Below are 26128 nucleotides of genomic sequence, written 5' to 3' on the forward strand. Positions count from 1 at the left end.
ATATTAAATTTGAATATACTATTTTATATTAACTAATTTTAATTTAAATTATGTTATATTTGAACTTATCAAAAAAAAATCCATAGAAAATGCTGGCATTTACCTGTGATATAGACTGGGCCCCTGAAGAAGTAATTGAAGATACTCTCAATTTGTTTGAGCTTTTTGGAGTTAAATGCACATTTTTTTCAACTCATCACTCATTAAACCTCTCAAAATCAGATAAAAAGCTCTTCGAAATAGGGATCCATCCCAATTTTAACCAGCTTTTAAGAGGTGATAGTGATAAATCTTTCGAAGACATACTTGATGATATAATGGATATACACCCTGAAGCTGTCGGAATAAGAACACATACAATGATGCAAAGTGTTGTTATGCTTCAGAAGTTCGCAGATAAAAAGCTTCTTTATGAATCAAACACATTAATGCCATATCAAACTGGTTTAAAGCCGATACGGCTTTGGAACAACCTTATCAGAATACCATTTAACTGGGAAGATGATGTTCACTGGGCATACGGATACTCATTTGAAGACCCCAAAATTGATATCACCGCCAATGAAATGATAATATTAGACTTTCATCCGATACATATATATCTTAATACAGAAAATAAATACAGGTACAGTGAGGCAAAAAATTTCTTTAATGATCCCAAAAAACTTCTGGAGTACAAAAATACAGAAGTGCCGGGTACAAGGGACCTGCTGATAAACCTGCTGAAGAAATGCAGGAACGAAGGAATTGAAACTTTCAGGATGAAAGATATTGCTTATATCTGTTTAAGGGATAATATAATTTAATAATATTAATAACTGTTAATGTTAAATTTCAGATCAAAAAAAGTATTGGTTACCGGCGGACTTGGGTTCGTAGGAAGCAGCCTGAGCATAAGACTTGCGGAAGCAGGCGCTGAAGTTTTAATTGTGGATAATATGCTTCCGCGGCAGGGCGGTAATCTTTTCAATATTGAGCCTGTAAAAGATAAAGTAAAAGTAAATATTTCCGATATCAGGAATCCAACTTCCATGAACCATCTTGTAAAAGGGATGGATTATATTTTTCATATAGCGGGACAGGTAAATCATGTTGACAGTGTTAAGGATCCATTAAATGACCTGTCAATCAATGTTGAAGGTACACTGGTCTTAATGGAAGCATTAAGAATGAATAATCCGTTAGCAAGGGTTATATTTACAGGAACAAGGGGTGAATACGGCTCATCATTGACACTGCCTGTTGCTGAAAATCACGCTATTAACCCCATAGGTATTTACGCAATAACAAATTTTGCTGCTGAAAGAATTGTTCTCACATATCATAACTTGCATCATATTAAGTCTGTTTGCCTGCGCATTACAAATACCTTTGGACCGCGTCACCAGATGGCACACGATGAATACGGAGTATTCAATTGGTTCATACGCAAAGCAATGGATAATGAGGTTATACCAATTTTCGGTGATGGCAGAATATTAAGGGATTATTTATATATTGATGACTTAACGAAATCCATGCTTGCAGTTGCCGGATCTGAAAATGTTTACGGTGAAGTCTATAATATCGGTTCCGGGGTGCCTTTGAGCTTTTTGGACCTTGCAAAAAAGATCATCTCCATTGCAGGAACAGGAAAAGTTGATCATACGGAGTTCACATCAGAGAGGAAAGCGCTGGAACCCGGCGATTATTATGCAGATATATCAAAGATAAATGCGGCTATCGGCTGGAAACCTGAAATTTCTATAGAAGAGGGAATTAAAAAAACCATCGAGTATTACAAAGTAAACAGAAAAAGATATTGGTAAATCTATGATAAAAAGAGTTGCTGTTTGTGGTCAAAAAAATATTGCAATAGAATGTACAAAAATCCTTTTAACAAAAAACATAGACGTTGTATTTGTAACTCCAAACATATCAGATAAAGGAATTGATAGCTGGCAGCTATCATTCAGGAAGTGGGCAAATACAAATAATATTAGAATAGTAGAAGCAGATCATGAGAATCTGAAGAAAAATATATTAGAAAGTAAAATTGATCTTTTATTTTCGATTTATTATGACAAAATACTCAAAAAAGATTTACTCAATCTCTTACCTCACGGGGTAGTGAACACACATTTATCTGCGTTACCGAGATACAGAGGAATAGCCCCAGTAACATTTGCGCTCATTAACGGAGAAACGGCACATGGAGTTTCACTTCATTACATTGACGAAGGAATTGATAGAGGTGATGTAATATCACAAAAATTCTTTAATATAGAAAATATGAATGCTAATGAAGCATTTCTTAAAGCAACAGATGAATGCATAAAACTGTTTGAGGAAAGTGTTGATAGTATTCTGGATGGCACTAATAATAGAATTAAACAAGACAATTCCAAAGCATTATATTACTCAAACAAAACAATTAACTGGAGTACTGATCATAAAATTATTGATAATGCATTATTTTTCAATAAAGACACTCGTTCATTATTTAATTGGTTTCGAGGATTCATCTTTCCGCCGATGCAAAATCCTCAAATTACAATTGAGAATGTAGAATATGAGATTCTTTCAGTTAAACCGATTTATGAAAATAATTCGTTTGAAAAACCCGGAACAGTAATATATATTAGTTCTGCACAAGATCAATTTTCAGATAATCAATTAAAAGAAGTAAAATTATCAACTCACGATAGCTATATAGTTTTAAAACTCAGGCAGATAGCAGCAACATCAAATGAATAAAAGAGTTTTTTTAGGCTTAAATAATACAGCTGGTGTTTGCACCAGGTTAAAAGCTGGTTTTGAAGAAAACGGAATAGTATCTGATTTTTACTCTTACAGAGAACACACTTTTGGTTACGAAACCGATTTCATTATTAGGTACAGTAATATTCGGGTATTCAGAATTATCCAAAAATTAATCCTTATGGGTAAATTAATTTTGAGATATAAATATTTTATATATGATTCATCGTCCACTTTGCTTCCTGATTATAGAGATATTAAGATCTTAAGATTCTTCGGAAAAAAATGTATGATGGTATTTACCGGATGTGATATCAGGATACCGGAATTAGTTGAAAAATATCGGTGGAATCCATGTAAAGATTGTGAAGATAGTTATAAAAAATTTGTTGGCTGCGATATTGAAGCCAAGAAATCAATCATCGAAAAGATAGAAAGAGAATTTGATTTCATAGTAGCACCCCAGGAAGCATCGGGATATTTAAAAAGAGATTTTATTAGAGCTTACTTTCCGGTAAACCCCGAAAAGTTTCCGACTGAAAAATATAACAAAAAGAAATTAAATCCAAAACTACGGATACTACATGCACCCTCAAATCCTGTTTACAAAGGTACTAAGTATATTGTTGAAGTAATTAACCGGCTCAAAGATAATTTTGACTTTGAATTTATTACAATTACTAATATATCCATAAATGAGCTTTATAATGAAATAGAAAAATCTGACTTAATAATTGACCAAATGTTGACCGGTATCTACGGACTGTTTTCTATAGAAGCAATGGCAATGTACAAACCCGTAGTATGTTATGTCAGGGAAGATTCATGGGACTTGATAGCAGACGAGTGTCCTATCTACAATGCAAGTCCAGATACATTATATGATACATTATATAATATTCTTTCAAACCCATCTCAATTGATAGAACGCGGCATTAGATCCCGTGCGTTTGTGGAGAAATTTCATAATGCAAAAAAAACATCAAAAAAATTTTATGCTCTATTTGAAAAGGCGTAAGAGAATTGCTTAAGCGTTTTTTTAAAGAAACGCTGATATACGGTTTAAGCACGTATATACAAAAGTTTATCGGGGTTTTTTTGCTCCCGCTTTACACTGCATTACTTACTCCGGAAGATTATGGAATTTTAGATTTGCTTGGAACAGTATCGATTATCAGCATATACCTCGTAGTTTCCGGTACTGATTCCTCATTAAGCTATTATTATTTCAGAAAAGAACATATGAAAGAGCGGCCAGTAATGGTCTCTTCCATCCTTTTAATCAGAATTACTTTTGCAGCAGCAGCTTTTGTTATTGTTGGGTTACTCTCTCACAAACTTACATTTTTAATTTTCGGTAAAGATTATTCCTTATTCTTTATATTAACAGGTATATCGCTTGCAGTACAGTCAATTTATTCCTTTTTTACCGATCTTATCAGGTTTGAAAAAAGACCATGGATCTTTACATGGGTATCAGTGACAAACCTGCTTATAAATATCGGGCTCAATATTTATTTTATACTCATACTTAAAAAAGGAGTATGGGGCGCAATTTTGGCAAGTGTGATATGTTACGGAATAATGGCGTGTTTTACTGTTTATTATGTTTTCAGAAGGTATGGCATACATTTTTCATTTAGCTGGGCTAAAAAAATACTCGCTTACGGAAGTCCATTGATCGGCACGGCATTCGCAGTATGGATCCTGACAACTACAGACAGGTATTTTCTGGCTCATTACAGGAATATTGCTGATATTGGCATTTATGCTGTCGGTTTTAAGCTGGCATCATTTCTGGGACTTGTTTCAGGAGCGCTTCAGATGGCATGGTCCCCTTATGCAATGGATATCCAATACGAACCCAATGCAAAGAAGATCTACGCCAAAGTATTCTTTATATATTTTGTAGTAAATATACTGGCAGTATTTTTTATTTCGATGTTCTCAATTGACCTGTTAAAGGTATTTACCCAGCCGGCTTATTATTCAGCTAAAGCCGTTGTGCCGTTTTTATGTATGAGCGTTGTATTTTTCAGCGGGTATTTTATTGTTTCGATAGGGATTGCAGTAACAAAAAAGGCGCAGCATACTATCTGGATCACGCTGACAGCCGCTGCAGTAAATATTGCAATGAATTTTCTGCTTACTCCTGCAATAGGCGCAGTTGGCGCAGCGCTTTCAATAATGACAGCGAATTTTCTTATCTTTGCGTTAACTTTATGGATCTCTCAAAAATTATATCCAGTGGATTACGGATATTTAAGGGTCGCGGCTTTGTTTATACCAGCAGCACTTATTGTTGCGGCAAGCTATTATTATGATATCAACCTACCAGTAAGAGCAGGCCTGGCTGCAATTTATTTTATTTCAGCGGCAGCATATTTGTATGTGAATCTCCGCAATTCAGATGAAATGAAAATGATACTCGGCAGGATAAAGACTATTGGAAAAAGCAAACAGCCAGAAAAACAGGACTAAAATGAGTTATATCAGATCTTCTGAACCCTAACCTGTACTATCCGGTTTCCTGATTTTTTAGTTACTACAAAGCTCATTCCCTTAAAATCTATCCTTTCGTAAACCTCGGGAATATGCCCTGTAACTTTCTGTAGAAACCCGCTTAATGTCTGGTAATCCGGGTCTTCGGGCAGGCTGGTTTTGAACCTTGTATTGAAATTTTCAATTGAAATTATCGGGTTGACCAGGTACACCCCGCTTTTTTCACTGACAACATCCTGGGTTTCATCAACATCATATTCATCCTGTATCTCGCCGACAATTTCCTCGATAATATCTTCAATTGTAACTAATCCTTCAACACCGCCGTATTCATCCACTACAATGGCCATATGCACCTTGCTGCGCTGCATTTCCTTAAGCAGGTTGCCTATCTGTTTGGTTGATGAAACAAAAAATGCCGGACGGATGATATCCTGCAGGGCAATAAGCTCCCTGTGTTCAGAAGCAGAAATAAGATCTTTGGTATAAATTATACCAACAATATTATCAATGGTTTCCTTGTAAACCGGGATCCTTGAAAATCCTTCTTCTGTTACTTTCTGGAAAATTTCTTCTCGTGAGTCTTCCAGGTTAATAGCTATCATATGGTTTCTTGGAACCATAATTTCGCTTGCCTGTTTATCATTAAACTCAAAGATCTTTTCTATGAGCTGGTGTTCGGTCTGGTCTATAGCACCTGACTTTCTGCCTTCAGATATAAGCAGTCTCAGCTCTTCTTCAGAGTTAATTCGCTCAGAATCAGGTACCTGCTGGATCCCAATGAGCCTTAAAATAAAATTGGCGGCATGGTTCAGCATCCACACTATTGGTTTAAAAGTAATATAGAACAGGTTTAAAGGTATAGCAACTATGAGTGAAACAGATTTCGGCGATTTAATAGCAAGCATTTTAGGAGCCTGTTCTCCAAGGGAAATATGCAGAAAGGTAAGGAAAATGAATCCGATAATAATTGAAAGAGTATGTATGGTCTGCGGATTTGTCATGCCGAACATTGTGAACAGCGGACTTAAAAGCTTTGCCGTCACCGGCTCACCAACCCAGCCCAGCCCGAGAGAGGTCATGGTAATACCAACCTGTGAAGCTGATAGATAAGCATCAAGGTTAGAAAGTATCTTGACAGTAACCTTAGCACGTTTATTGTTGCTTTCAGCAAGGGGCTGTATTTGGGTAGAACGTACTTTCACAATTGCAAATTCCGCAGCTACAAAAAAAGCATTTGCAAATATTATTAGCAGAACTAAAATTACTTCAAACAGTATACTTTCGACCTGCATTTACCGGGTATTAACTTTACAAAAATTTACACAAAAAACCGAACTTTTACTCACTTTTTTTACTGTAAATACATTATTTTCACTGTAAATATAACAAATATACTAATCAAAATACACTGCACTTTTATTTACAGTGCATTATATAAGAAAGGAACTGCGTTCAATGTCAGAAATTAATACAAATCTGCAATCTGTAAAAACCACTGTAAACCTTGATAAATACTCAAAAACGGTACTTACAGTTATTGCAGTGTGCCTATTGCTTATAACTGCTAACATATATTTTTCACCCGGCGAGGCAAACGCTTATGATACAGTTCAGGATGTTAATATTAAATCGATCGGTGGTTCCTCAGTTTCGGGGGGATATATGCCGGTAGATCTGCAGAGAATAGACGGCAGCTCGAGTAAAAACCTGAAAATTGATATCAGCTCTATAAACGGCAGGAGCGTTTTCGGGGATAAAATACCGGTTGATATTCAGAGTGTTAACGGTCAGTTCATAATTGGCAGCGAGCTGCCGGTTAAGGTAAGATAGCGGAAATTGTCATGCATTTTTTATTACCTTAACCTGTTTAATGGTATTGCGCTGTTTTGCGGCTATTATGAATGTAAATCCTGAATAATCGATCCTTTCGTACAAAGAAGGGATGTGACCGGTAACATTGTATAAAAATCCGCCCAGAGTATTGTAGCCTTTATCCAGCGGTAAGGATGCATTGAATTTCATGTTGAATTCTTCAACCGGGATGAAGGGGTTTACTATATACTCCTGGTTTTTGCCTTTGATGATATCAGGTGATTCAATATCGTACTCATCCATTATTTCCCCGGTAATTTCTTCGATGATATCTTCCATTGTAACCAGACCTTCAACGCCGCCGTATTCATTTACAACTATTCCAATATGTACTTTCTGCTTCTGAAACTCCCTGAGAAGAATACCGATATTTTTTGTTTCATTCACAAAATAAGCCGGACGTATAATATCATTGAGTGAAATAAGCTGCCTGTGCTCAGAAGCCGAAATAAGATCTTTAGAGTAAATAATGCCTATTATATTATCAATAGTATCTTTGTAAACCGGTATCCTGGAATAGCCTTCTTCGGTAACTATTTCATAGATCTTATCCCTGGGATCATCAATATTAAGAACTACCATTTGCCCGCGATGAACCATTATTTCTTTGACAAGCTTATCATTAAAATCGAATATTTTTTCTATAAGCTGATGCTCAGTCTGGTCAATTAATCCGGTTTTCCTGCCTTCTCTTATAACCTGCAGGATTTCTTCCTGGCTGTTTATACCGCTATCGTTAAGCAGCGGTTTTATCCCCATAAGCCTGATAATAAGAGCTGCTGAAACATTAAGCAGCCAGATAAATGGTTTAAAAATTTTATAAAATATAAGCAGCGGGTAAGAAAGCCAAAGTGTCGCCCCGAGATATTTTCTTATAGCGAAAGCTTTTGGAGCAAGTTCACCGATAGTTATAGTAAAATAAGTTATTATGAGAAGTCCGAATATAACCGCCAGCGTCTGGCTGAATGAATCAGAGATACCAAGAGAAATAAAAACAGGCTCAAGAAGATGAATAAAAATATCTTCACCTACCCAGCCAAGCAAAAGGTTTACAAAAGTAATTCCAAGCTGTGTGGCTGAAATATATTTATCAAGATCACTGATTATTGTTTTAGCCAGCTTTGCCCTTGTATTGCCTTTGCTTACAAGATTATCAATTTCAGCAGTACGTACCCTGATAATAGCATACTCTGTTACCACAAAAATTGCGTTAACAAGAATAAGAACAAATATTAATAATGCCTGAGTAAGCAAATTTGGTTATTTAAAATTTTTGTCAAAATTAACGGATAATGATGTTAATATAAAATCCTGAATTTAATAGTATGATCTATTTTCTTTAATTCATTTATTACTTTCGGGTCATACTTTTTACTTATATCAGTAATAACATACCCTATAAGCTCATTTGTTTTGAGGTACTGCCCGATAATATTAATATTATGTCCTGCAAAAACCGAATTTATCCTGGCTAGTATGCCCGGCACATTGTGGTGAATATGTATCAGCCTGTGCGCATTCTGAAATGACGGAAGCTGAATATTGGGAAAATTAACGCTGTAAAAAGAATTACCGCTGTTCACAAAATCGATGATCTTTCCGGGAACAAAATTTGCAATATCGCGCTGTGCTTCATCTGTACTTCCACCAATGTGCGGGGTAAGTATAACGTTAGGCAGGTTCTCAAGCCCGCTGGTGAATTTTTCATCGTTACTTACAGGTTCATACGGAAAAACATCAATTGAAGCTCCTCTTACCCTGCCGGATAATACGTTCGCTTTTAATGCATCGATATCAACCACATAACCCCTGCTTAAATTGAGGAAAATAACACCAGGTTTCATCTGCCGGAATTCTTTTTCACCGATAAGCCCGGTATTTTGCCCGCTGCCATCAACATGAACAGTAATGATATCCGCTTTTTTGAAAAGCTCCTTCATTGAATGGCATTTTTTTGCGTTACCAAGAGCTAGCTTTTCAAGGACATCATAGTAATATACTTCCATACCCATATCTTCTGCAAGCACAGAAAGCTGTGAACCAATTTTGCCGTACCCGATAATACCAAGCTTTTTGCCGCGTACCTCAAAGCTGCCGGCTGAGGATTTATCCCATATGCCATTATGCAGATTTTTACTTTTATCAAATATTCCCCGCATAAGCATGATAATTTCTCCCAGCACAAGCTCAACAACACTGCGTGTATTGCTGAAAGGAGCGTTGAAAGCTATTACTCCCCTGCTTAAGCATGCATCCAGATCGATCTGGTTTGTACCTACACAAAATGCGCCTACGGCCAGGAGTTTCCCTGCCTTCGATATAACTTTTTCTGACACTATGGTTTTTGAGCGGATACAAAGAATAGATACATCCCTGATCTTTTCAGAAAGCTCATCTTCAGTAAGGCTTTTATTGATAACCTCAACGCTGTAGCCTTCCTTTTTGAACAGGTCATGGGCATCCTTGTGGATATTTTCAAGCAGCAGTACTTTGATCCTGTTCTTGGGATAAGAAATATTCATTGGTAATTTGGATATATATAAAAATTCATCAAAGCTTGGTGTAATATGATCGGCTTTATTAATTACATTTTGCCGTTTGATGTTTTCTGTAAATGCGTAAAACCTGCTGATTAGTCCTGATTTTTTCAATTCATAATCAGTGTAGCCATCGCCAATTGCAATAAGCTCTCCCCTGAGCTTTAAGGCTTTAACCTGCTTTACCTTTCCGCCGCTTTTTGCCAGCAGGTTTTTTTTATCAAATCCTGTAATGTTGCCGGCTTTATCAAATGTGAAAGTATTGGCATAAACATTTTCGGCTGCAATGCCGAACCTGTTTACAACAGGTATAATATACTCTTTAAAGCCCCCTGATATTACAAAAATATTGGAAGCATTTTTCTTAAAAAATGATAAATTAGAGGTAATTGAAGAAGAAACCTGTTTATTTAGCTTATTTATAAGCTTTTTAATGTGGTCTTTATTTGCGTTTAATAATTTAACGCGGGTATCAAGTGAATCGCCAAAAGGAAGCTTGCCTGACATTGCATCATCTGTAAGAGCTTTGAACTGCGCGCATAAAGCATCCTTGCGGGGATGTTTATTAAAAGCAATAGCAGCCAGTTCATCAAGAGCTTCTATCTTAACAAATGTGCTGTCAAAATCAATTATAAAAAAACGGTCAGTTTTCATAAATAAAAAGTGACCGGCTTATAAAAAGCCGGCCACTTATAAAATTTTGTTTACCGGATCTAAATATGAATTATATCATTATATACTACAAAAGCCATAAATGCCATAAGTATTATAAAACCGACATTCTGCACTACGATCTGTATCTTATGTGAAACTGGCTTGCGGAAAATTCCTTCATACAGCAGGAACATAAAATGACCGCCATCAAGCGCAGGGAACGGCAGAATATTTATTATTGCCAGTGTAATTGATAGCATTGCCATAAATCCGAGGAATGAAAGGAAACCGCCTTCGGCTGACTGGCCTGCATACTGCGCAATTTTTACCGGTCCGCCTACTGCCTTGCTGAAAGCAATATCGCCTTTAATTATTTTCCACATTGATTTAACAAAAAGCACTACACCGTAGTGCCAAAGGTCTTTAAATCCCTGGGGAATAGCCGTAATAACATTGTAATCTATATTCTTAACAACACCTGTATATTTACCAATTCCGATACCGACAGTGCTATCAGCGGCAGGCTTAATGTTACCGCTCATAATGGTACCGTTACGGTTCCATTTTACGGCTATATCTTTGCCTGCATTGCTTTTGATAATATCCACAAACTGCTGTGAATGCATTATTGGATTACCGTTAGCTTCGGTAATAATATCACCTTTTTGCAAGCCTAGATCTTTTGCCGGTCCGCTTTCAGCAACCTGCTGGATCATGGGTTCCATTTGAACCGGGAAAATACCGAAAGTTCTTTCGTTCACATCTACAAGCTGTGATTTGGGAATGAAAATTTTCTGTTTAACGGGACCCATTGCAACATCAAGTGTTACATCTTCGCCCATACTTTCAATGAAAAGGTTTCCGCGGACATCATCCCAATACTGAACAGGGAGTCCGTTGATAGCTTCAATTTCAGTTCCGGGCAGAATACCGTTTTTCATAGCAACAGAACCCGGTGAAACATAACCAACCATCCTGGTTTCCATTTTCTGCTTGCCTTCAGAAAGGTTGATGGTATAAAATATCGCAAAAGCCAGCAGTGTATTCATAATAACGCCGGCGGTAATAACGAACATTCTCTGCCAAACAGGTTTTGAACGGAATTCCCAAGGCTGAGGCGGCTGGTTTACAAAATCCTTATCCATGCTTTCATCGATCATACCTGCAACTTTAACATAACCTCCCAGCGGAAACACGCCGAGTCCGTATTCAGTATCACCTTTCACAAACTTAAAAATGCGGAGGTTGAAGAAATCGAAGAACAGGTAAAATTTATCCACCTTCATTTTACAAAGCTTTGCCGCGGCAAAGTGGCCGAACTCGTGTACAAAAACCAGTATCACGATCGTTATCAGAAAATAAAGAATTGTGCTTACTACTTCCATATTATTTTAGTTTATCTCCTTTTACAGAATATTTTTAAAATGATATTCTGCTGTGTATCTGTATTAATACTTTTAATTTTCAATTTTTAAGCCAGCTCAAGCGAAGCTTCATGAACGAACCTTCTTGACCAGCTGTCAATTTCTACAATATTTTCAAGGTTTGGTGAAACATGGTTTTCATGTTTATCCATAGCGCTTTTAATAAGCGCGGGAATATCCATAAACCTTATCTTTCCCTTAAGGAAAAGCTCTACTGCAGCTTCATTAGCCCCGTTCAATACTATTGGATAAGAGCCGCCTGATTTTATTACATCATAGGCAAGCTTTAAACATTCAAATTTTTCAAGGTCAGGTTCATCAAATGTCAGATTTTTCAGCTGTTTAAAGTCAATTCTCGGATAATCAGAATTAATTCTTTCAGGGTATGTTAAAGCATATTGTATCGGCACTTTCATATCAGGTACCCCAAGCTGCGCTTTAACTGAGCCGTCGCTGAACTCCACCATTGAATGGATTATTGACTGCGGATGGATCAAAACCTCGATATTTTCCGCTTCTATATTGAACAACCATTTAGCTTCAATAATTTCAAATCCTTTATTCATTAAAGTGGCTGAATCAATTGTAATTTTATTGCCCATCACCCAGTTTGGATGCTTTAAAGCCTGTTCAACAGAAACGTTATTCATTTCTTCGCGGGTAAATTCCCTGAAGGGTCCGCCGCTTGCAGTTAAAATAAGCTTCGTCACCTGCTTCATTGGCTCACCCTGCAGGCATTGCAGAATTGCCGAGTGTTCACTATCAATCGGCAGCAGGTGTGCAGAGCTTCCGCTTAACATGGAGTAAATCAGCTCACCTGCAACAACCAGTGATTCCTTATTGGCAAGCGCGATATCTTTACCGTGTTTGATAGCTTCGGTAGTTGGTATGAGGCCGCTGAAGCCAACAAGCGCATTTACAACTAGCTCAAAATCATCCCGCCGGGAAATTTCATTGATCCCTGCCTGCCCGCAAAGAATTTCGCATTTATGCTTTAAAGAACGCAGCTTTAGCGCATTATAACCTGCCTCGTTAAAAATTACAGCGGCTTTAGGCTTAAATTCTTCAATTTGCTCAGCAAGAAGCTCAACATTTGAGTTGGCAGAAATATATTTAACCGTAACGGGAAAACCGTTGCGGTTTAGATTCCTAACAACTTCGAGCGTATTTTTACCAATTGAGCCTGTAGAACCTAAAACGGCAATATTTTTCATTATAGCGTATATATTTGGTAATTTAGGGTTAATTTATGAAAGTTAATATGCTAAAGTTGAGGTGATTGAAAATTGCAGGAAGACTATGATTTATTGATAATTCAATCGATTTATTGAATATTCTTCAAATAACTCTCCCCCTAACAGGGGGAGCGGGAGGGGGTCATATAAGCTAATTAATAATATTTGAAATTTTACCCCGTTGTTGGTGTTTAGCGAAGCGTCACCAACAACAAAAATCAAATGAATGACAAATTAATAATTTTTGAAATTGGTATTGCTAAAACTCTATTTATTTAATATGTTAAAAGTAACCTAATGTAATTTGTTATGAAAAAAATATATTTTATCCTTTCTTTAATTTGTTTATCAATTTCATTAAACGTCCATTCGCAGGATGGCTGGTTCTGGCTGAATCCTTTGCCGCAGGGTAACTCATACAGCGATATCGAATTCACTGCTAATAACACCGTTTATGTTTCTGCAGCCGGTAACACACTTATGAAATCCACTGACGGCGGAAACACTTTTTTTGTAATGCAAAACAAAGAAAGCGGCGGAGCATTAACATTCATAATTGATCTTACAGGTTTTTCAGGTTCAAACGGCGGAATTTAAAAACTACCAACGGCGGAAATAACTGGAGGTATATCCCGGCACCTGTAGATTATGTTTATAATTTCAGCTCAACTCCTTCAATAATACTTTATGGCTTAAAAGATAACAAAGTGTATTTAAGCAGCGATATGGGTGAGAATTGGATTTTAAGTCTTACTGCATTTACAAATAATTCTATTCGTACTGTTCACTTTCCAAGCAATAGCACAGGTTACGCCGGCGGCAAAAAATTCGCAATATTAAATGATGCAAGAATCTATAAAACCACCAATGGTGGAGCAAGCTGGGATACTGTCCCTGTAATTTCAAGATACGAAGTGAGAACATTGTTTTTTGTTAATAATAACACAGGGTTTGCGGTAACCAATAATAAAATACTGAAAACATCAAATGGAGGTATGATTTGGGATTCTGTTTATAGCCTTCAGACTACATTCAATCAAATTGAGTTTTTTGATAATTCAAACGGTTACTTAAAAAGTAACCAGGAAATCCTATACACCACTAATCAAGGAATCACCTGGTTAAGTGTTATAACTTTTAATACTTTATTTCTAAAAAATATAAATGAAGGTTTAGGAAAAGGAGCTTTAAATAATTATAATTTTTTATACAAAACTACAAATAGAGGAGCAAACTGGAGCAGTATTACAACAGGTTTTACGGATGATCTCTGGGATGTAACTTTTATAAATTCCGAAACGGGTTTCACTGGAGGGTATAATAAAATATATAAAACAACAAATTCCGGATTTAACTGGCAAGTATATATGCTAAATATAGAAGGATGGCCGCCGCATGTGGAAAATATTATGTTCCCGAATGAAAATACCGGTTATGCCGGTATCGATGGAGGCAGAGTGGCAAAAACTACAAACTGCGGTGTAAATTGGGAGGTATTTGAAACAGGGAATTATGATCATTTGCATGGTATGAGTTTTCCATCAGTTGATACGGGATATGCAGTAACCAAACAAGGCTATTATCTAAAATCCGTTAATGGCGGAATTAACTGGTCATTTACCGGTCCGGATACAATTTCTTATGGCGATGTACAATTTATGAATAATCTGACTGGTTTTACAGGAGGATTTAATTTTAACTCTGATATAGGAATCATTAAGAGAACAACCAATGGAGGAGTAAACTGGCAAATTAGTTATCTGGATTCAATATTATGGATTAATGATATTTGCATTTCCCCACAAAATTACTGGTATGCCGCAGGATATGGCAGTTATAACGGTACTGCTCAATCAGGTATAATCTACAGATCAACAAATTCTGGGATAAACTGGCAATATATTAAATTACCGCTTTCAATTGCTTCTGTTACTTTTCCAACTGCACTAACAGGATATGCTTCTGCATATTACAATATAACTTACAAAACCACCAATGGCGGTGAAAGCTGGTTTGCAACATACTGTATAAATGCAGACCCTTCTCATGGTTTATTTTTCATAAATGATAACACAGGTTATGGAGTAAATTTATATGGTCAGATCATCAAAACCACAACGGGCGGCGGTGTGCTTATAAATGTTGAACCGCAAAACTATATTGTGCCGCGTACATATAATTTGTATCAAAATTATCCAAATCCGTTTAACCCGACCACGAGAATTAAGTTCGATATTCCCAAAGCTATGAATACATCGCTTAAGATATATGATATTCTTGGGAAAGAAGTTTCTGTGGTAGTAGACGATTTCCTTATTCCCGGTACTTATTCATTTACTTTTGACGGAAGCAATTTATCAAGCGGTGTGTATTTTTATGTTTTAACCGGTGAGGAATTTATAGAATCAAAGAAAATGCTTCTTGTGAAATAAGAATCTAAATTTGATCATTAATTTACACTTAGCTTATCCGGGCAAGACTGAGATTTACAAAAGCTTATGAACAGCGTTTCTATGTAGTAAAATGCTTTTTATCGCAGTTAAATGGAGAAAAACTTCTTTTGCAGCTGCCGGAACTTATGTAACTCGAATCGCTGATCCGGGTTAAATCGAAACGGCGTTTCGATTTACATTAGCTAAACTGCCGTCGCCAGCGAACTGTATTTGCTGCCTGACAAACTGCCTAGCAGTCCGGCGCTAACAACGGGGGGAAAAGGAACATTTCCCCTAACATAATTGGTTTTGCAGATCTTAATATCATATTTTTATTTTTAAATATCTGCATTGGTTCGTGATAAAAAGGAGCTGCCCCATTTTTTTCAGGTACAATTGAAATGAATTGATAATTATCTTTATTAATCATGTTATCGGAGGTAGATGCAGGAGGTTTGTGGAAATTATATTCAAACTGCATATTTGTAAAACTTAACTTTGAAAGTAAATACAGGGAATCCTGCTGCTGCGTACCCAAGCTAAGAAAATTTACATATACATTGACGTACACTTTTGCTGCAGTTTCTCCAAAAGGAACTCTTAATCCAAGATCATTAATATTTGCATTCCAGGTTCTTACTCCCCCGGAAATTGTGGTACTTCCTGTATCCACCTTTTCCCAGAATATTTGCCATTCTATTGCAGCGCTGAATTTCATTGGTCTGGCTGTATCATTGACTGCAGCGGCTGAAAAAGAAGAATTCACATGTTTATCAGTACAAATACTATCAACCAGGAAGAAAAAATTATAATATCTTTGACTTCCTAATGTGTAAGTTGAAGGAAATCCGTGTTGTGTGAAAGGTGTTGACATTATTCTTTGCTGAAATGTTGAGCTTCCGCAGGAATCATTATTATTTGTAACGGGGGTCTGCGGATTTTCATTGCCGCATGAAGAAAAAATCAATGTGGAGATTATTAAAATTATTGCTGAAATTACTATAGATTTCATAAATTTTCTTTTTGGCAAATATAAGTGATTGAACAACTTGCAACAAAGAGACTTTTTAGAAATTGTCCCATAATATTGCTAAGTAAATTGATTTTTTTTGATTATTTCTCTTATTTTAAATAGATTTACCAGGTAATTGTCCCTCAAACGAAACAGTTATCAATAGAGCAAATTCATTCAAATTGAATATTTTTTCAGCAGATGTTATTTTTTGCTAATATTCATCAATAGATGAAATGTTTAACCCATGAAATTTATATGTAATTTTAGCCGTTTAAAGTTAGTAATACGCAAAATATGTTCATTGTTTATATTATTAATATTGAATAGATTTAGCGCTTATATTTCAAAATTTCGGGTAATAAAAATATTGAAAAAGAAATTTATCTTCATTTTATCAGCATTTTGCGGAATTCTTACCTTAAATTCTATTAATTTTATGGGTTGTGATTCAGGCACAACAACACAGCTTGGTGAGCCGGTTAGTTTTAACCGTGATATTCAGCCAATTTTGGCAGAAAATTGCAGCTTCCCGGGGTGCCATAATTCCACAGATAGACAGGCTGGACTTGACCTGACAAGCTGGGAATCAACAATGCTCACCGGTTCAACTTTCGGCGCTGAGATAATTCCCTACAATGCAAAATGGTCTCATATGACGATGCATATTAACAGGTTCGATACCAACATATCGCCATTTTCAGAGCCACTTATGCCTCAGGCATTGATGCCATATACCAACGGCATGCCGCTTGCTTCCAACCAGTTAATGAAGATTGTTGACTGGATCAACCAGGGGGCTAAAAACGATAACGGACAAGTAGCGTTTGAGAATATTACCAACAAAGCATTCATTACGAACCAGGCAAGCGATTTTGTTGCTGTTGTGAATCTTGATAACAATCATTTAGTTAGGCTTATTAATGTAGGGGGTCGTGATAACGCAACCCAGCCACTTGATGCGCCGCATGTTATTACTGTAGATAACCAGGGAAGGTATTTTTATGTAAGCTTAATAGCTGAAGGTTATATAGAAAAATACGATGCAATGACCTATGAAAGAGTTGGAAGAATGTTTGCAGGGAATTCACCCGCTCATATAATCCTCTCTAATGACGGAACCAGGGGCTGGTACACTAATTTTGACGCGACACTTGCACAGAAAGAAATGAAGGAGTTCGATACACAGTCAATGACAGTCACCCGGGTTATTGATGAGTTCCGTATGACAAAGCCACACGGCCTAAGGCTTACACACAATGAAGAGTATGTATTAATGGCTACTGAAGGCAGTGAGTTTCTTTACCTGATACAGGCATCAACCGGACAGATAATTGATACATACCCGGTCGATCCTTCTGTTCCCCCCAACGGTACCGGCACAAATAATTTTATACCTTACCAGGTATCAATTACACCTGATGATAAATATGCATATATAACATGCCTAAAATCAAATGACGTACGCGTTTTTGATATTGTAAACAGGGCTTTCATTTTAACCATACCAGTTGGCCTGAACCCTCTTGCGCATGAAATATCACCTGACGGCAGGTGGTGTTACGTACCAAACCGCAACAGCAACTCGGTTTCTGTTATTGACCTGACTACAAATACTGTTGTTAAAACAATTGCAAATGTTGGCGCACAGCCCCATAAGATCGATTTTACCGCAGACGGAAGGTACGCATATGTAACATGTGAATCAGTCAGCGGAGGATTTGTACATCACCCGCCTAGTGCAGGTAAAACCCCGGGAACAACAGCGGTTATCGATGTATTATCAGGCCATAACAAGATCAAAGATATTGAGATGGCTTCATTCCCTGCCGGTATATGCATAACACCGGGACTGGGAAATTAAGTTTTATGAAATCTTATAATTTAAACTTAACTTATTCTATGTTAAAATTAAGCTTTGTATTTTTATTTTTTGCTTCAATTATTTTCTACTCCTGCGGAGATGATTCCGGAATTGTAAATTCACAAAACAAAGGAGTTTTAAGTATCACAGGATTAAAACAGCTTGATAAGAATATTGAAGGCACATATGAACTTTGGGCAAGTGTTGAAACGGGACTCGATCACGATGAAAACGCATTCCGCTCTTTAGGAAGATTTGCTGTTAATTCATCCGGGGGTTTAACTGATACTTCGGGCGGAACATTCACTCCGAACTTAGGGAAGATAGCAAATATCAATAATATCGGGGATGTAATAATTACAATTCAGCCTCCCGGCTATAATGATACTATACCAAGCAACATTAAGCTCCTTGGCGGCGCAAAACAGCTTCAGGGTAATGAGCTTGTTTTTGATATGTCCATGCAATACACAGATATTCTACCGGTTTCCTCACAGTTTTCCTCTGCCCTGGCAAAATATATTCTGGCTTCGCCAACTACAGGTACAGCTTCATCGCAATACCAGAAGGGCATTTGGTTTACACTTGATACCGGCGGTACAACTTTGGGAATATCATTACCTGTTCTGCCTGATACTACAGAATGGACCTACCAGGCATGGGTTAAAGATGGTGCAGATAATTATTATAATATCGGAAGGTTTGATGCGCCGAACGCCAGGGATAACAATCAGCTTTGCGAGCTTAACGGGGGTTTGATATGGAACGTCCCCGGGCATGACTGGCTGCAATCAAACTGTCCCGGCGGCGGACTTCCTGATATACAGAGCCTGAATAACAATTACAGCGTATTGATAACTTTAGAACCAAGGTTTGAGCAGGGAAGCGCTTTGGGCAAACCGTTTTACCTGAAAATTTTTGAAAAAAATATTTTACCGCTTCCTTTCGGCACAGTTCAGGAAATGACAAATTACTTCAGTGTCACTCAGCCTTTAGCGCAGTTAAGAGTTTCTTCTAATTAGAACTTTAAATTAAAAGACCCGGCATTACTTCCGGGTCTTTTTTTATTTACTTAATTTTGAAATTAATATCGTTATTTCACCAAGATCATTTTTTTGGTTGAAGTAAATTTTTCTGTCTTTAAGGTATAAAAATAAACCCCGCTTGGAAGATTTGAAGCGTCAAATTCATAGGTATATTCACCTTTAGGCATATTTTTATTCAGCAGCACAGCAACTTCACTCCCCCTGATATCATAAACCTTCAGCCGTACATAATCAGCTTTGGGAATAGAGAATTTAATATTGGTAACGGGATTGAACGGATTCGGGTAATTTTGACTTAGTGAAAACTTCTCAGCAATTTCACTGCTGCCGATAATTCCAATGGGAATATTTGCTGTACTGATCTCATACATTGACCTTCCGTGAGTTCCGGCGCATAATATCTGTGAGCCTGCATGATAGTTTATATCAAACACCGGTGCGTTTGGCAGACCGGTACCAAGTAAAGACCAGCTTGTACCAAAGTTTGTGGTATAATAAACCCCGGCATCACATCCAATAAATAAAACTGAATCCCTGATATGATCTACAATTACGGAATTTACAGGAACATTCAGCAGGTTGCCTGAAATATTTATCCAGTTTGCACCGTAATTTGTAGTTCTGTATACATGAGTATTTCTTTCATCAACATTAAACCCGCTTAAAGTTACATAAGCCTTCGCCGGATCTCTGCGGTCACAGATAATATCAGTAATATATCTTTGCGGAAGCGAACCGGTAACATCAAGCCAGTTTGCCCCTGAGTTTGTGGTAACTGAAACCTTAGCATCATCTGTGCCGGTATAAATTACCCGCTGGTTATTGCCAAGCACACCGCTTGTAATACATGTAATTGTACCAAGCCTTCCGTTGGGGCCGCGTGTCAGGTCACCGCTTATTGCTGTCCATGAGCTTCCGCGGTTTGTGGAACGGAAAAGCATATGGCTGCCAACATACAATATTGCGGGATCAGTATTATCCAGAATATACGGTGTTGACCAGTTGAACCTTCCGCTTAAACCGTTTGTAATATCACTGAATGAAGCGCCGTTATTTGTGCTTCGTCCAAGTCCGCCGTTTTGCGATGTACAGTATATTATATTGGAATTTGTATAATCAACATGAGCGGTAAAACCGTCACCGCCGTAGATAACTTCCCAGTTGGCAGTACCCCCGGTAAATGTAATTTTGGAACCGTTATCCTGTGAGCCGCCAATTTTTCTTACCGGATTTAAATTATCAATATTAGTTGCGTAAAATTGTGTGATCGGCAGGTCATAGCTTTTTGTCCATGGGGCATTGCCGGTATTGGTTTCAAAAATTCCGCCGTCATTTCCGCATATAAGGTTATTTGGGCTTGCGGGATTAATCCATAATACATGCTGGTCAGGGTGCTGCTGGTCAAAAGTACCGCTGTATGAATTTGTTAAGTTAACCCAGCTTGTGCCGTTTGTTGTCCTGAAAATATCAACACTGCCTATATATACTTTATTATGGTCAGTGGGGTCAACTTCTATAAGTCCGAAATACCAGTCAAACCCCGAAGACTGAACACCTGACATTGGCATAGCCGTCCAGTTTAATCCTTTGTTGGATGACTTATAAATACCGCTGATATTATTGCCTGTGGTAGTTTTAAAAATTGAATATACAAAATTCGGGTTGGAACGTGAAACGGCAATACTTATCCTTCCGGTAGTAACGGCCGGAGCTGGAATTCCCTGGGATACGCCAAGCAGCTGCCAGTTAGCGCCGCCATTTGAAGAGCGGTACAAACCGCTTGATATGCCGCCTGTCTTGGATATAGATGGAGGAGTCCGGATACGCTCCCACATTGCAGCATACACAAGGTTCAGGTCATCAGGTGATACTTTTACATCAACGCCCGAAGTTGAATCTGATACAAAAAGCACTTTGTTCCAGTTCACTCCCCCGTTCGTAGATTTATAAATACCTTTGTTCTGCCCGAATGAACGGAAAGCCATAACTGATGCATAAATAATATTCGGGTCCAGCGGATGTATATCCATTGCCGGAATATGGAGAGCTTCGGTTAGGCCTGAAATATTCCATGTTTCACCCATATCAGTTGATTTAAGCACACCAAAACCGGGGTACACATCAATAGCGCTGTTCCCTTCACCTGTGCCGCAGTAAATGATATTTGGATTCACAGGATGCATTACCAGCGCACCAACTGAAAGGCTTGGCCACTGGTCGGTTTTAGCTGTCCAGTTCAACCCGCCGTTGGTTGTTTTGAAAATTCCCCCTGCTGCGGCACCTGCTATAATTATATTTGGGTTCTGTGGATTTACAGCAATAGCTGTAATTCTGCCGCCGATATTATAGGGTCCGTTGGGCGTCCAGTTCAGCATAGATGTTGGATTATCCATTTGCTGCATCACCTTTTTTTCTTCCATAGCATCATAATATTTCTCGTAAGGAATATCACCCAAAGGATAAGACCGCTGGTAGAAGAACCAGTCACCCGGCGCATTTTTTTTGTATTTCAGGAAAGCTTCTTCAGGTGAATTGTAAAAGTTGCCTGAAAGCAGTAAATATAAACCGGATATTACCAAAACAGAAGGTATTATAAAAATAATTTTTCGCATTTTTTTTGAAAATTTACATTAAGTAATAATATAATTTAGCAATATAAAGGTAATTTTAGAATGCAAATAAATAATTATAAAATGTAAAAAGGACACAAATTGAATATCTACTGCGAATTTATTTGAATTCTCACACAGAAAGATCCAACTGAAAATTCAACAGAGATAGATTTGTGTCCTTTGAGTTTAATTTCTATAAAGCAATAAGCCTGTTAAAGCATTATTATTAATTGGGGGAAAACAATATGCTAACAGGCTTATTGCAAAAGCATTAAATCTTATTATTTTTTTCTGCGCAGCGCTAAAGCAGATATTGCCAGACCTGCAAATGCCATTAACGGGAATTCCATACCAAACAATCCGCATTTTTTGCCTTCATTTTTTACAGTTGCTGTCATTTCTATATCATTTTTAAGATCTGCAAGAGTCTTTTCGTAAATAATTTTCTGCCCGTCTTTTCTGCCGTTCGTTTTAATAATTTCAGCAGGCATTTCGAATTCATAGTTCAATTTTATATCACTTGATCCCATGTTCCCTGCGTTTGATGTATCCTTAAGAAGGGTATAGCTGAAATCCATTCCTTCTTTTCCTTCCTTCCATGAAGCTTTAACCTTTTCAAATCCTTTTGCAGAAGTAATTTCGTTGATATTCTTGAATTTCAGATCAACAGTTACATGTTTGGTTGAATCATCCAGCTTTTCTTCTACCTTAACCCCGGTTACATCAGTATTTGATGAAGAATAATTCTGTTTTGCTTTAGATTCTTCAAAGCTGAATCCGCCGAGATCAGAACTTGATTTAACATTCGACATCTTAGTCCAGTAGTGAACTTTCATTGTACCTGACCCATCCTGGTTCAGTGTGGTCTTTTGTTCTACATTAACACAACCGGCAAGGATAAAAGCAAATAAAACCAGAATTGATGAAAATATGAAAAAATTGTTCCTGAAAAAAAATGTTTTTGATCTTTCTGTGTTTGACATTTTTACTCCCTCAGAGTTTTTAATTTTTAAATACTTACAAATCTAACATTAATGTGAATTGTAAAAAAATCAAAATATATGTAATTTGTTGCATGTTTTATATCATATAAATGAACCTGAAAAACCCCAAATACAACCCGTTTTTTGTAAAAGATTACTTTTTGTTTGAATATTCAGCTATTGATAAAAATACGAGAGCCCGATTCCGGACAAAGCTTTTAAAAAGAAAAGGTGCTGAAGAGCAGAAGAACGTAAAATTGATCGACATGCTGGAAGAAATTGTAAATGAAGATGATTTTAACGAAAAACATTATGCAGAATTAAGTAAAAAATTAGGGATAAGCAAAAGAATTCTTGATTGTCATAAATCAAGACTTTTAAAAAGTTTAAGAGAACATGCTTTTAACTGGAAAAATATTAAGGGAGAAAGTGAGATCAATAAGATAAGGCGAAGATTCGCAGCAGGAATGCTGCGCGAAGCAAGAATCGAGCTTTTCTTACTGGAAAAAAAACTTAAGAAAGAAAAGATCCCTCAGAAAAAATTACCGGATTTATTTGAAATTCACGAAAGGTCAGTTCAGTTATATAATTATTTAAAAGATAAAAGGAGAAGCAGCAGAAGTTTCAAGCTTGCAGCAGGATATTACAGAAGTATTTGTAAAAGCAAACTGAATGAAGATATAAAGGTTAATATCAAAATAAGGTATGACCTGTTACTTTCTGTTAAGCTGATGGCAAACAGGTTCAAAGAAGAAAATCTTAAAAGATCTCTTGATATACTTGAAAAGATCTTAAAAATTCACAGGAATAACTTAAAACCTGAGCCCGCTTTCAAAATTTTTCATAGAATGGGTTTATTATATAATGTATTGAAATTCAGAGATGACTCAATAAAAGCTTTTGAGGAAGGCAGAAAACTTGCCGGGAAATACGGTTTAAAAGCTGATGAGATTGTATTTGAAAGCTTTATATTTTTACGAAAATTTTCAGAAAACAATAAACTAGCATTCAAAGCACTTCAGTTTCACAGGGATAATTTCAGATTTATATCAGAAAATTTCACAGATGTACAGCAATTGATGGATTTTCAGTTCAATTATTTAAGATTCCTGATCTATGCAGGCGGTGAAGAAACTGAAATGATAACTGAAGATTTTGTTTCAAAACAGATCTTGTATTCACGCAAAGCGGAAGCTCTCAACAGCTGGTACCTGGAATTGAGCGACCAGCTTTCAAGCAGTATTTATATAATGAAAAAAAATAATTATGGTTTTGAGATCAAAATAAACAGGAAAATACTTGATGAATTCAGCCTAATCAACAGGCTTTCAGTTTCCCGGTTCAGTGGATTATTTATGCCTAATTCACTGGTTATACTTTATGTAAATTTAGCAGAGCAGGAATTCTGGAAACACAAGGATGCAGACTTTGAAATGGCAGAAAACTTCATTAAAAAAACTGCAAGAATAATGAAGCTGCATTACATAAATATAAGCAGCAGCTGGATAGAATCTACAAGGCTTGGCATAAAAATATTCGAAATGCTTGTATCTGAGAAAAGTGTAAAAGTTTACCGTAAATACAGAAACTCCCTTTTAAAATTCATAGATACGATCAAAAGTGATAAACAAACGTTTAATATCTCGTCTGATTTCGCAAAGCTGATTTTTATTGCCGGTATTCTAAAAATTGAAGAACTTGACAAAAAAATAGCTGAACTTTCTCAGTGGATAAGTGAAAATAATCCGGAAATATTTTCAATTATTCAAAACAGTGCTTAAATATTCAATGGTTCTGAAAGTCTTTCACTGATCAATCTGCGGGCGAAATCAAGATCAATATTTTCGGGTGCGGAAATTCCTTCGCTCAGCTCGTGCAGAATTGATTCCTGTATCCTGCCTCTTTTTAAAGCCGTGGAATAAGGTACCCTTAAAAATGTGACCATGGTATATTTAGGAATGAAAACTTCCGGGTATTTTTTATATAACAGCGCTTCAATCTTCTTTTTAAGCTGAAACCGTTCATCAGCAACCAGGTCGCGCATTTCGATGAAGTTTTCCTGCGCTAGGTCTGCAATTGCATCTGTGTTTGGCTTTCTCATCTGCTGGTAAGCGCTGAAGATCTTATCCCACTGCCCGGGATATTTATCAATGCACTCATTAAGGTAAGTGCAGTCTTCGAAAGCGGCATTCATACCCTGCCCGAAAAAAGGAACAATTGCATGGGCTGAATCACCCAGCAAAGCTGTTTTTCCGTTAAGGCACCACGGATAACATTTTACCGTAATTAAAGTACCCGTTGGATTTTCAAAAAAATCATTGAGCAATTCCGGCATTAGCTTAACTGCATCCGGAAAGTTCTTTTCAAAGAATCGCTGTACTGCCTGCTTATCGCCCAGTGCTTCGAAGCTGTTTTCACCTCCTAATGAACTGTCATAAGCAAGAAACAATGTGCATGTGAAGCTTCCATCCATGTTAGGCAATGCAATTAACATAAAAGAGCCGCGCGGCCAGATATGCAGGGCATTGGTTTCCATTTTAAATGTGCCATCAGGATTAGGCGGAATGTGAAGCTCTTTATAACCGTAATTTTCATATTCCTGCTTAAAATCAAACCGGGGAATTTTGAGCATTTCCATTCTGACAGGCGACGTAGCGCCATCGGTCGCAATAGCTATATCAGCGCTTAATTCTTCGTTTTGCCCGGTACTTTCGTTGTAGAATTTTATGGTGTTTGATCTCAGATCGATACCTGTGCAGGGAATATTAAAGTGAAACTTTACTGAAGGAAAGCCTTCAGCAAGATCCATAAGCTTTTTGTTGAGATCACCCCTGGATACTGAATTAATATACTCACTGTTATCTTTTCCATATGGCTGCAAAGATGTTGTGCCATCAGGCGTATGTATCATTCTGCCATACATAGGGATTGATATTTTTTTAATCTCATCATACAGCCCAACTTCTTTCAATGCATGTATGCCGCGCGTAGAAAGAGCCAGATTTATTGATTTACCCGCTGAGATATCTGCAGTACGCATATCAGGGCGGCGTTCATATACGTTTACATTAAAACCTCTTTTGGCGAGGTAAACTGAAAGAAGGGAGCCGGCAAGTCCGGCGCCAACAATTGTTATATTTTGCATTTTGTTATTTTTATCCCCTCGAAGGCGGGGAACTCAATTTCAATTCAAATTCTAATTGCGGCTAAAGC

Annotated in this window: 20 protein-coding genes; 11 read left to right on the plus strand and 9 right to left on the minus strand. The window is 37.1% G+C overall.

What is annotated here, in order from left to right; all coding sequences use genetic code 11:
* Nucleotides 1-89 precede the first annotated feature (89 nt).
* The 5 genes from J0M37_15870 to J0M37_15890 are packed head-to-tail and all read left to right on the plus strand — an operon-like array spanning nucleotide 90 to nucleotide 5220.
* Nucleotides 90-806, plus strand: coding sequence for a hypothetical protein (locus J0M37_15870; protein MBN8586565.1), 717 nt, complete (start codon nucleotides 90-92; stop codon nucleotides 804-806).
* An 18-nt stretch (nucleotides 807-824) separates the two neighbouring features.
* On the plus strand, nucleotides 825-1808 hold the full coding sequence (locus J0M37_15875) for a GDP-mannose 4,6-dehydratase (protein ID MBN8586566.1): 984 nt from the start codon (nucleotides 825-827) through the stop codon (nucleotides 1806-1808).
* 4 nt (nucleotides 1809-1812) lie between these two features.
* Nucleotides 1813-2736 carry a hypothetical protein gene (locus tag J0M37_15880; GenBank protein ID MBN8586567.1) on the plus strand — a complete coding sequence of 308 codons (924 nt, stop codon included), beginning with the start codon at nucleotides 1813-1815 and terminating at the stop codon, nucleotides 2734-2736.
* The gene (locus J0M37_15885; GenBank protein ID MBN8586568.1) at nucleotides 2729-3757 is read left to right on the plus strand and encodes a glycosyltransferase; all 1029 of its coding nucleotides are present in this window, start codon (nucleotides 2729-2731) and stop codon (nucleotides 3755-3757) included. Before J0M37_15880 ends, J0M37_15885 begins: the two co-directional genes overlap by 8 nt.
* 5 nt (nucleotides 3758-3762) lie before the next feature.
* A complete protein-coding gene (locus J0M37_15890; GenBank protein ID MBN8586569.1) occupies nucleotides 3763-5220 on the plus strand; it encodes a polysaccharide biosynthesis C-terminal domain-containing protein in 1458 nt (485 codons plus the stop codon).
* 11 nt (nucleotides 5221-5231) lie between these two features.
* On the opposite strand, the gene J0M37_15895 is transcribed toward J0M37_15890, so the two are convergent.
* Nucleotides 5232-6536: an HlyC/CorC family transporter gene (locus J0M37_15895; GenBank protein ID MBN8586570.1), complete on the minus strand. Its 1305-nt coding sequence runs from the start codon at nucleotides 6534-6536 to the stop codon at nucleotides 5232-5234.
* A 163-nt stretch (nucleotides 6537-6699) separates the two neighbouring features.
* On the opposite strand from J0M37_15895, the gene J0M37_15900 reads away from it, so the two are divergent.
* A complete protein-coding gene (locus tag J0M37_15900; GenBank protein ID MBN8586571.1) occupies nucleotides 6700-7074 on the plus strand; it encodes a hypothetical protein in 375 nt (124 codons plus the stop codon).
* Nucleotides 7075-7083: 9 nt separating this feature from the next.
* Here J0M37_15900 and J0M37_15905 read toward each other — a convergent pair whose 3' ends face one another.
* The 4 genes from J0M37_15905 to J0M37_15920 all read right to left on the minus strand — a co-directional run bounded on the left by J0M37_15905 (nucleotide 7084) and on the right by J0M37_15920 (nucleotide 12945).
* Complete coding sequence (locus J0M37_15905; GenBank protein MBN8586572.1) at nucleotides 7084-8370, minus strand: HlyC/CorC family transporter; 1287 nt, start codon at nucleotides 8368-8370, stop codon at nucleotides 7084-7086.
* Between the two features lie 44 nt (nucleotides 8371-8414).
* A complete protein-coding gene (serA, locus tag J0M37_15910; protein ID MBN8586573.1) occupies nucleotides 8415-10307 on the minus strand; it encodes a phosphoglycerate dehydrogenase in 1893 nt (630 codons plus the stop codon).
* Nucleotides 10308-10366: 59 nt separating this feature from the next.
* Nucleotides 10367-11692, minus strand: coding sequence for an RIP metalloprotease RseP (rseP, locus tag J0M37_15915; GenBank protein ID MBN8586574.1), 1326 nt, complete (start codon nucleotides 11690-11692; stop codon nucleotides 10367-10369).
* Nucleotides 11693-11778: 86 nt separating this feature from the next.
* Complete coding sequence (locus tag J0M37_15920) at nucleotides 11779-12945, minus strand: 1-deoxy-D-xylulose-5-phosphate reductoisomerase (protein MBN8586575.1); 1167 nt, start codon at nucleotides 12943-12945, stop codon at nucleotides 11779-11781.
* A 330-nt stretch (nucleotides 12946-13275) separates the two neighbouring features.
* On the opposite strand from J0M37_15920, the gene J0M37_15925 reads away from it, so the two are divergent.
* Complete coding sequence (locus tag J0M37_15925) at nucleotides 13276-13563, plus strand: hypothetical protein (GenBank protein MBN8586576.1); 288 nt, start codon at nucleotides 13276-13278, stop codon at nucleotides 13561-13563.
* Between the two features lie 128 nt (nucleotides 13564-13691).
* Nucleotides 13692-15398 carry a T9SS type A sorting domain-containing protein gene (locus tag J0M37_15930; GenBank protein ID MBN8586577.1) on the plus strand — a complete coding sequence of 569 codons (1707 nt, stop codon included), beginning with the start codon at nucleotides 13692-13694 and terminating at the stop codon, nucleotides 15396-15398.
* Between the two features lie 250 nt (nucleotides 15399-15648).
* Here J0M37_15930 and J0M37_15935 read toward each other — a convergent pair whose 3' ends face one another.
* Nucleotides 15649-16410 carry a hypothetical protein gene (locus J0M37_15935; GenBank protein ID MBN8586578.1) on the minus strand — a complete coding sequence of 254 codons (762 nt, stop codon included), beginning with the start codon at nucleotides 16408-16410 and terminating at the stop codon, nucleotides 15649-15651.
* Between the two features lie 370 nt (nucleotides 16411-16780).
* On the opposite strand from J0M37_15935, the gene J0M37_15940 reads away from it, so the two are divergent.
* Together J0M37_15940 and J0M37_15945 are read left to right on the plus strand one after the other, a co-directional pair.
* Complete coding sequence (locus J0M37_15940; protein MBN8586579.1) at nucleotides 16781-18274, plus strand: beta-propeller fold lactonase family protein; 1494 nt, start codon at nucleotides 16781-16783, stop codon at nucleotides 18272-18274.
* A gap of 38 nt (nucleotides 18275-18312) precedes the next feature.
* On the plus strand, nucleotides 18313-19296 hold the full coding sequence (locus J0M37_15945) for a hypothetical protein (GenBank protein ID MBN8586580.1): 984 nt from the start codon (nucleotides 18313-18315) through the stop codon (nucleotides 19294-19296).
* A 71-nt stretch (nucleotides 19297-19367) separates the two neighbouring features.
* On the opposite strand, the gene J0M37_15950 is transcribed toward J0M37_15945, so the two are convergent.
* Together J0M37_15950 and J0M37_15955 are read right to left on the minus strand one after the other, a co-directional pair.
* Nucleotides 19368-21932, minus strand: a complete 2565-nt coding sequence (locus J0M37_15950) for a T9SS type A sorting domain-containing protein (protein ID MBN8586581.1) — start codon at nucleotides 21930-21932, stop codon at nucleotides 19368-19370.
* A gap of 281 nt (nucleotides 21933-22213) precedes the next feature.
* Nucleotides 22214-22915, minus strand: coding sequence for a hypothetical protein (locus tag J0M37_15955; protein MBN8586582.1), 702 nt, complete (start codon nucleotides 22913-22915; stop codon nucleotides 22214-22216).
* A 110-nt stretch (nucleotides 22916-23025) separates the two neighbouring features.
* Here J0M37_15955 and J0M37_15960 point away from each other — a divergent pair, with 110 nt between their 5' ends.
* Nucleotides 23026-24696, plus strand: a complete 1671-nt coding sequence (locus J0M37_15960) for a hypothetical protein (protein ID MBN8586583.1) — start codon at nucleotides 23026-23028, stop codon at nucleotides 24694-24696.
* Here the strand turns inward: J0M37_15960 and J0M37_15965 are convergent.
* Nucleotides 24693-26060, minus strand: coding sequence for an FAD-dependent monooxygenase (locus tag J0M37_15965; protein MBN8586584.1), 1368 nt, complete (start codon nucleotides 26058-26060; stop codon nucleotides 24693-24695). The two genes, J0M37_15960 and J0M37_15965, sit on opposite strands and share 4 nt — an antisense overlap.
* Nucleotides 26061-26128 lie beyond the last annotated feature (68 nt).

This window comes from Ignavibacteria bacterium (genome assembly GCA_017303675.1).
In the GTDB taxonomy this organism is placed as follows: domain Bacteria; phylum Bacteroidota; class Ignavibacteria; order Tepidaquicellales; family OLB5; genus OLB5.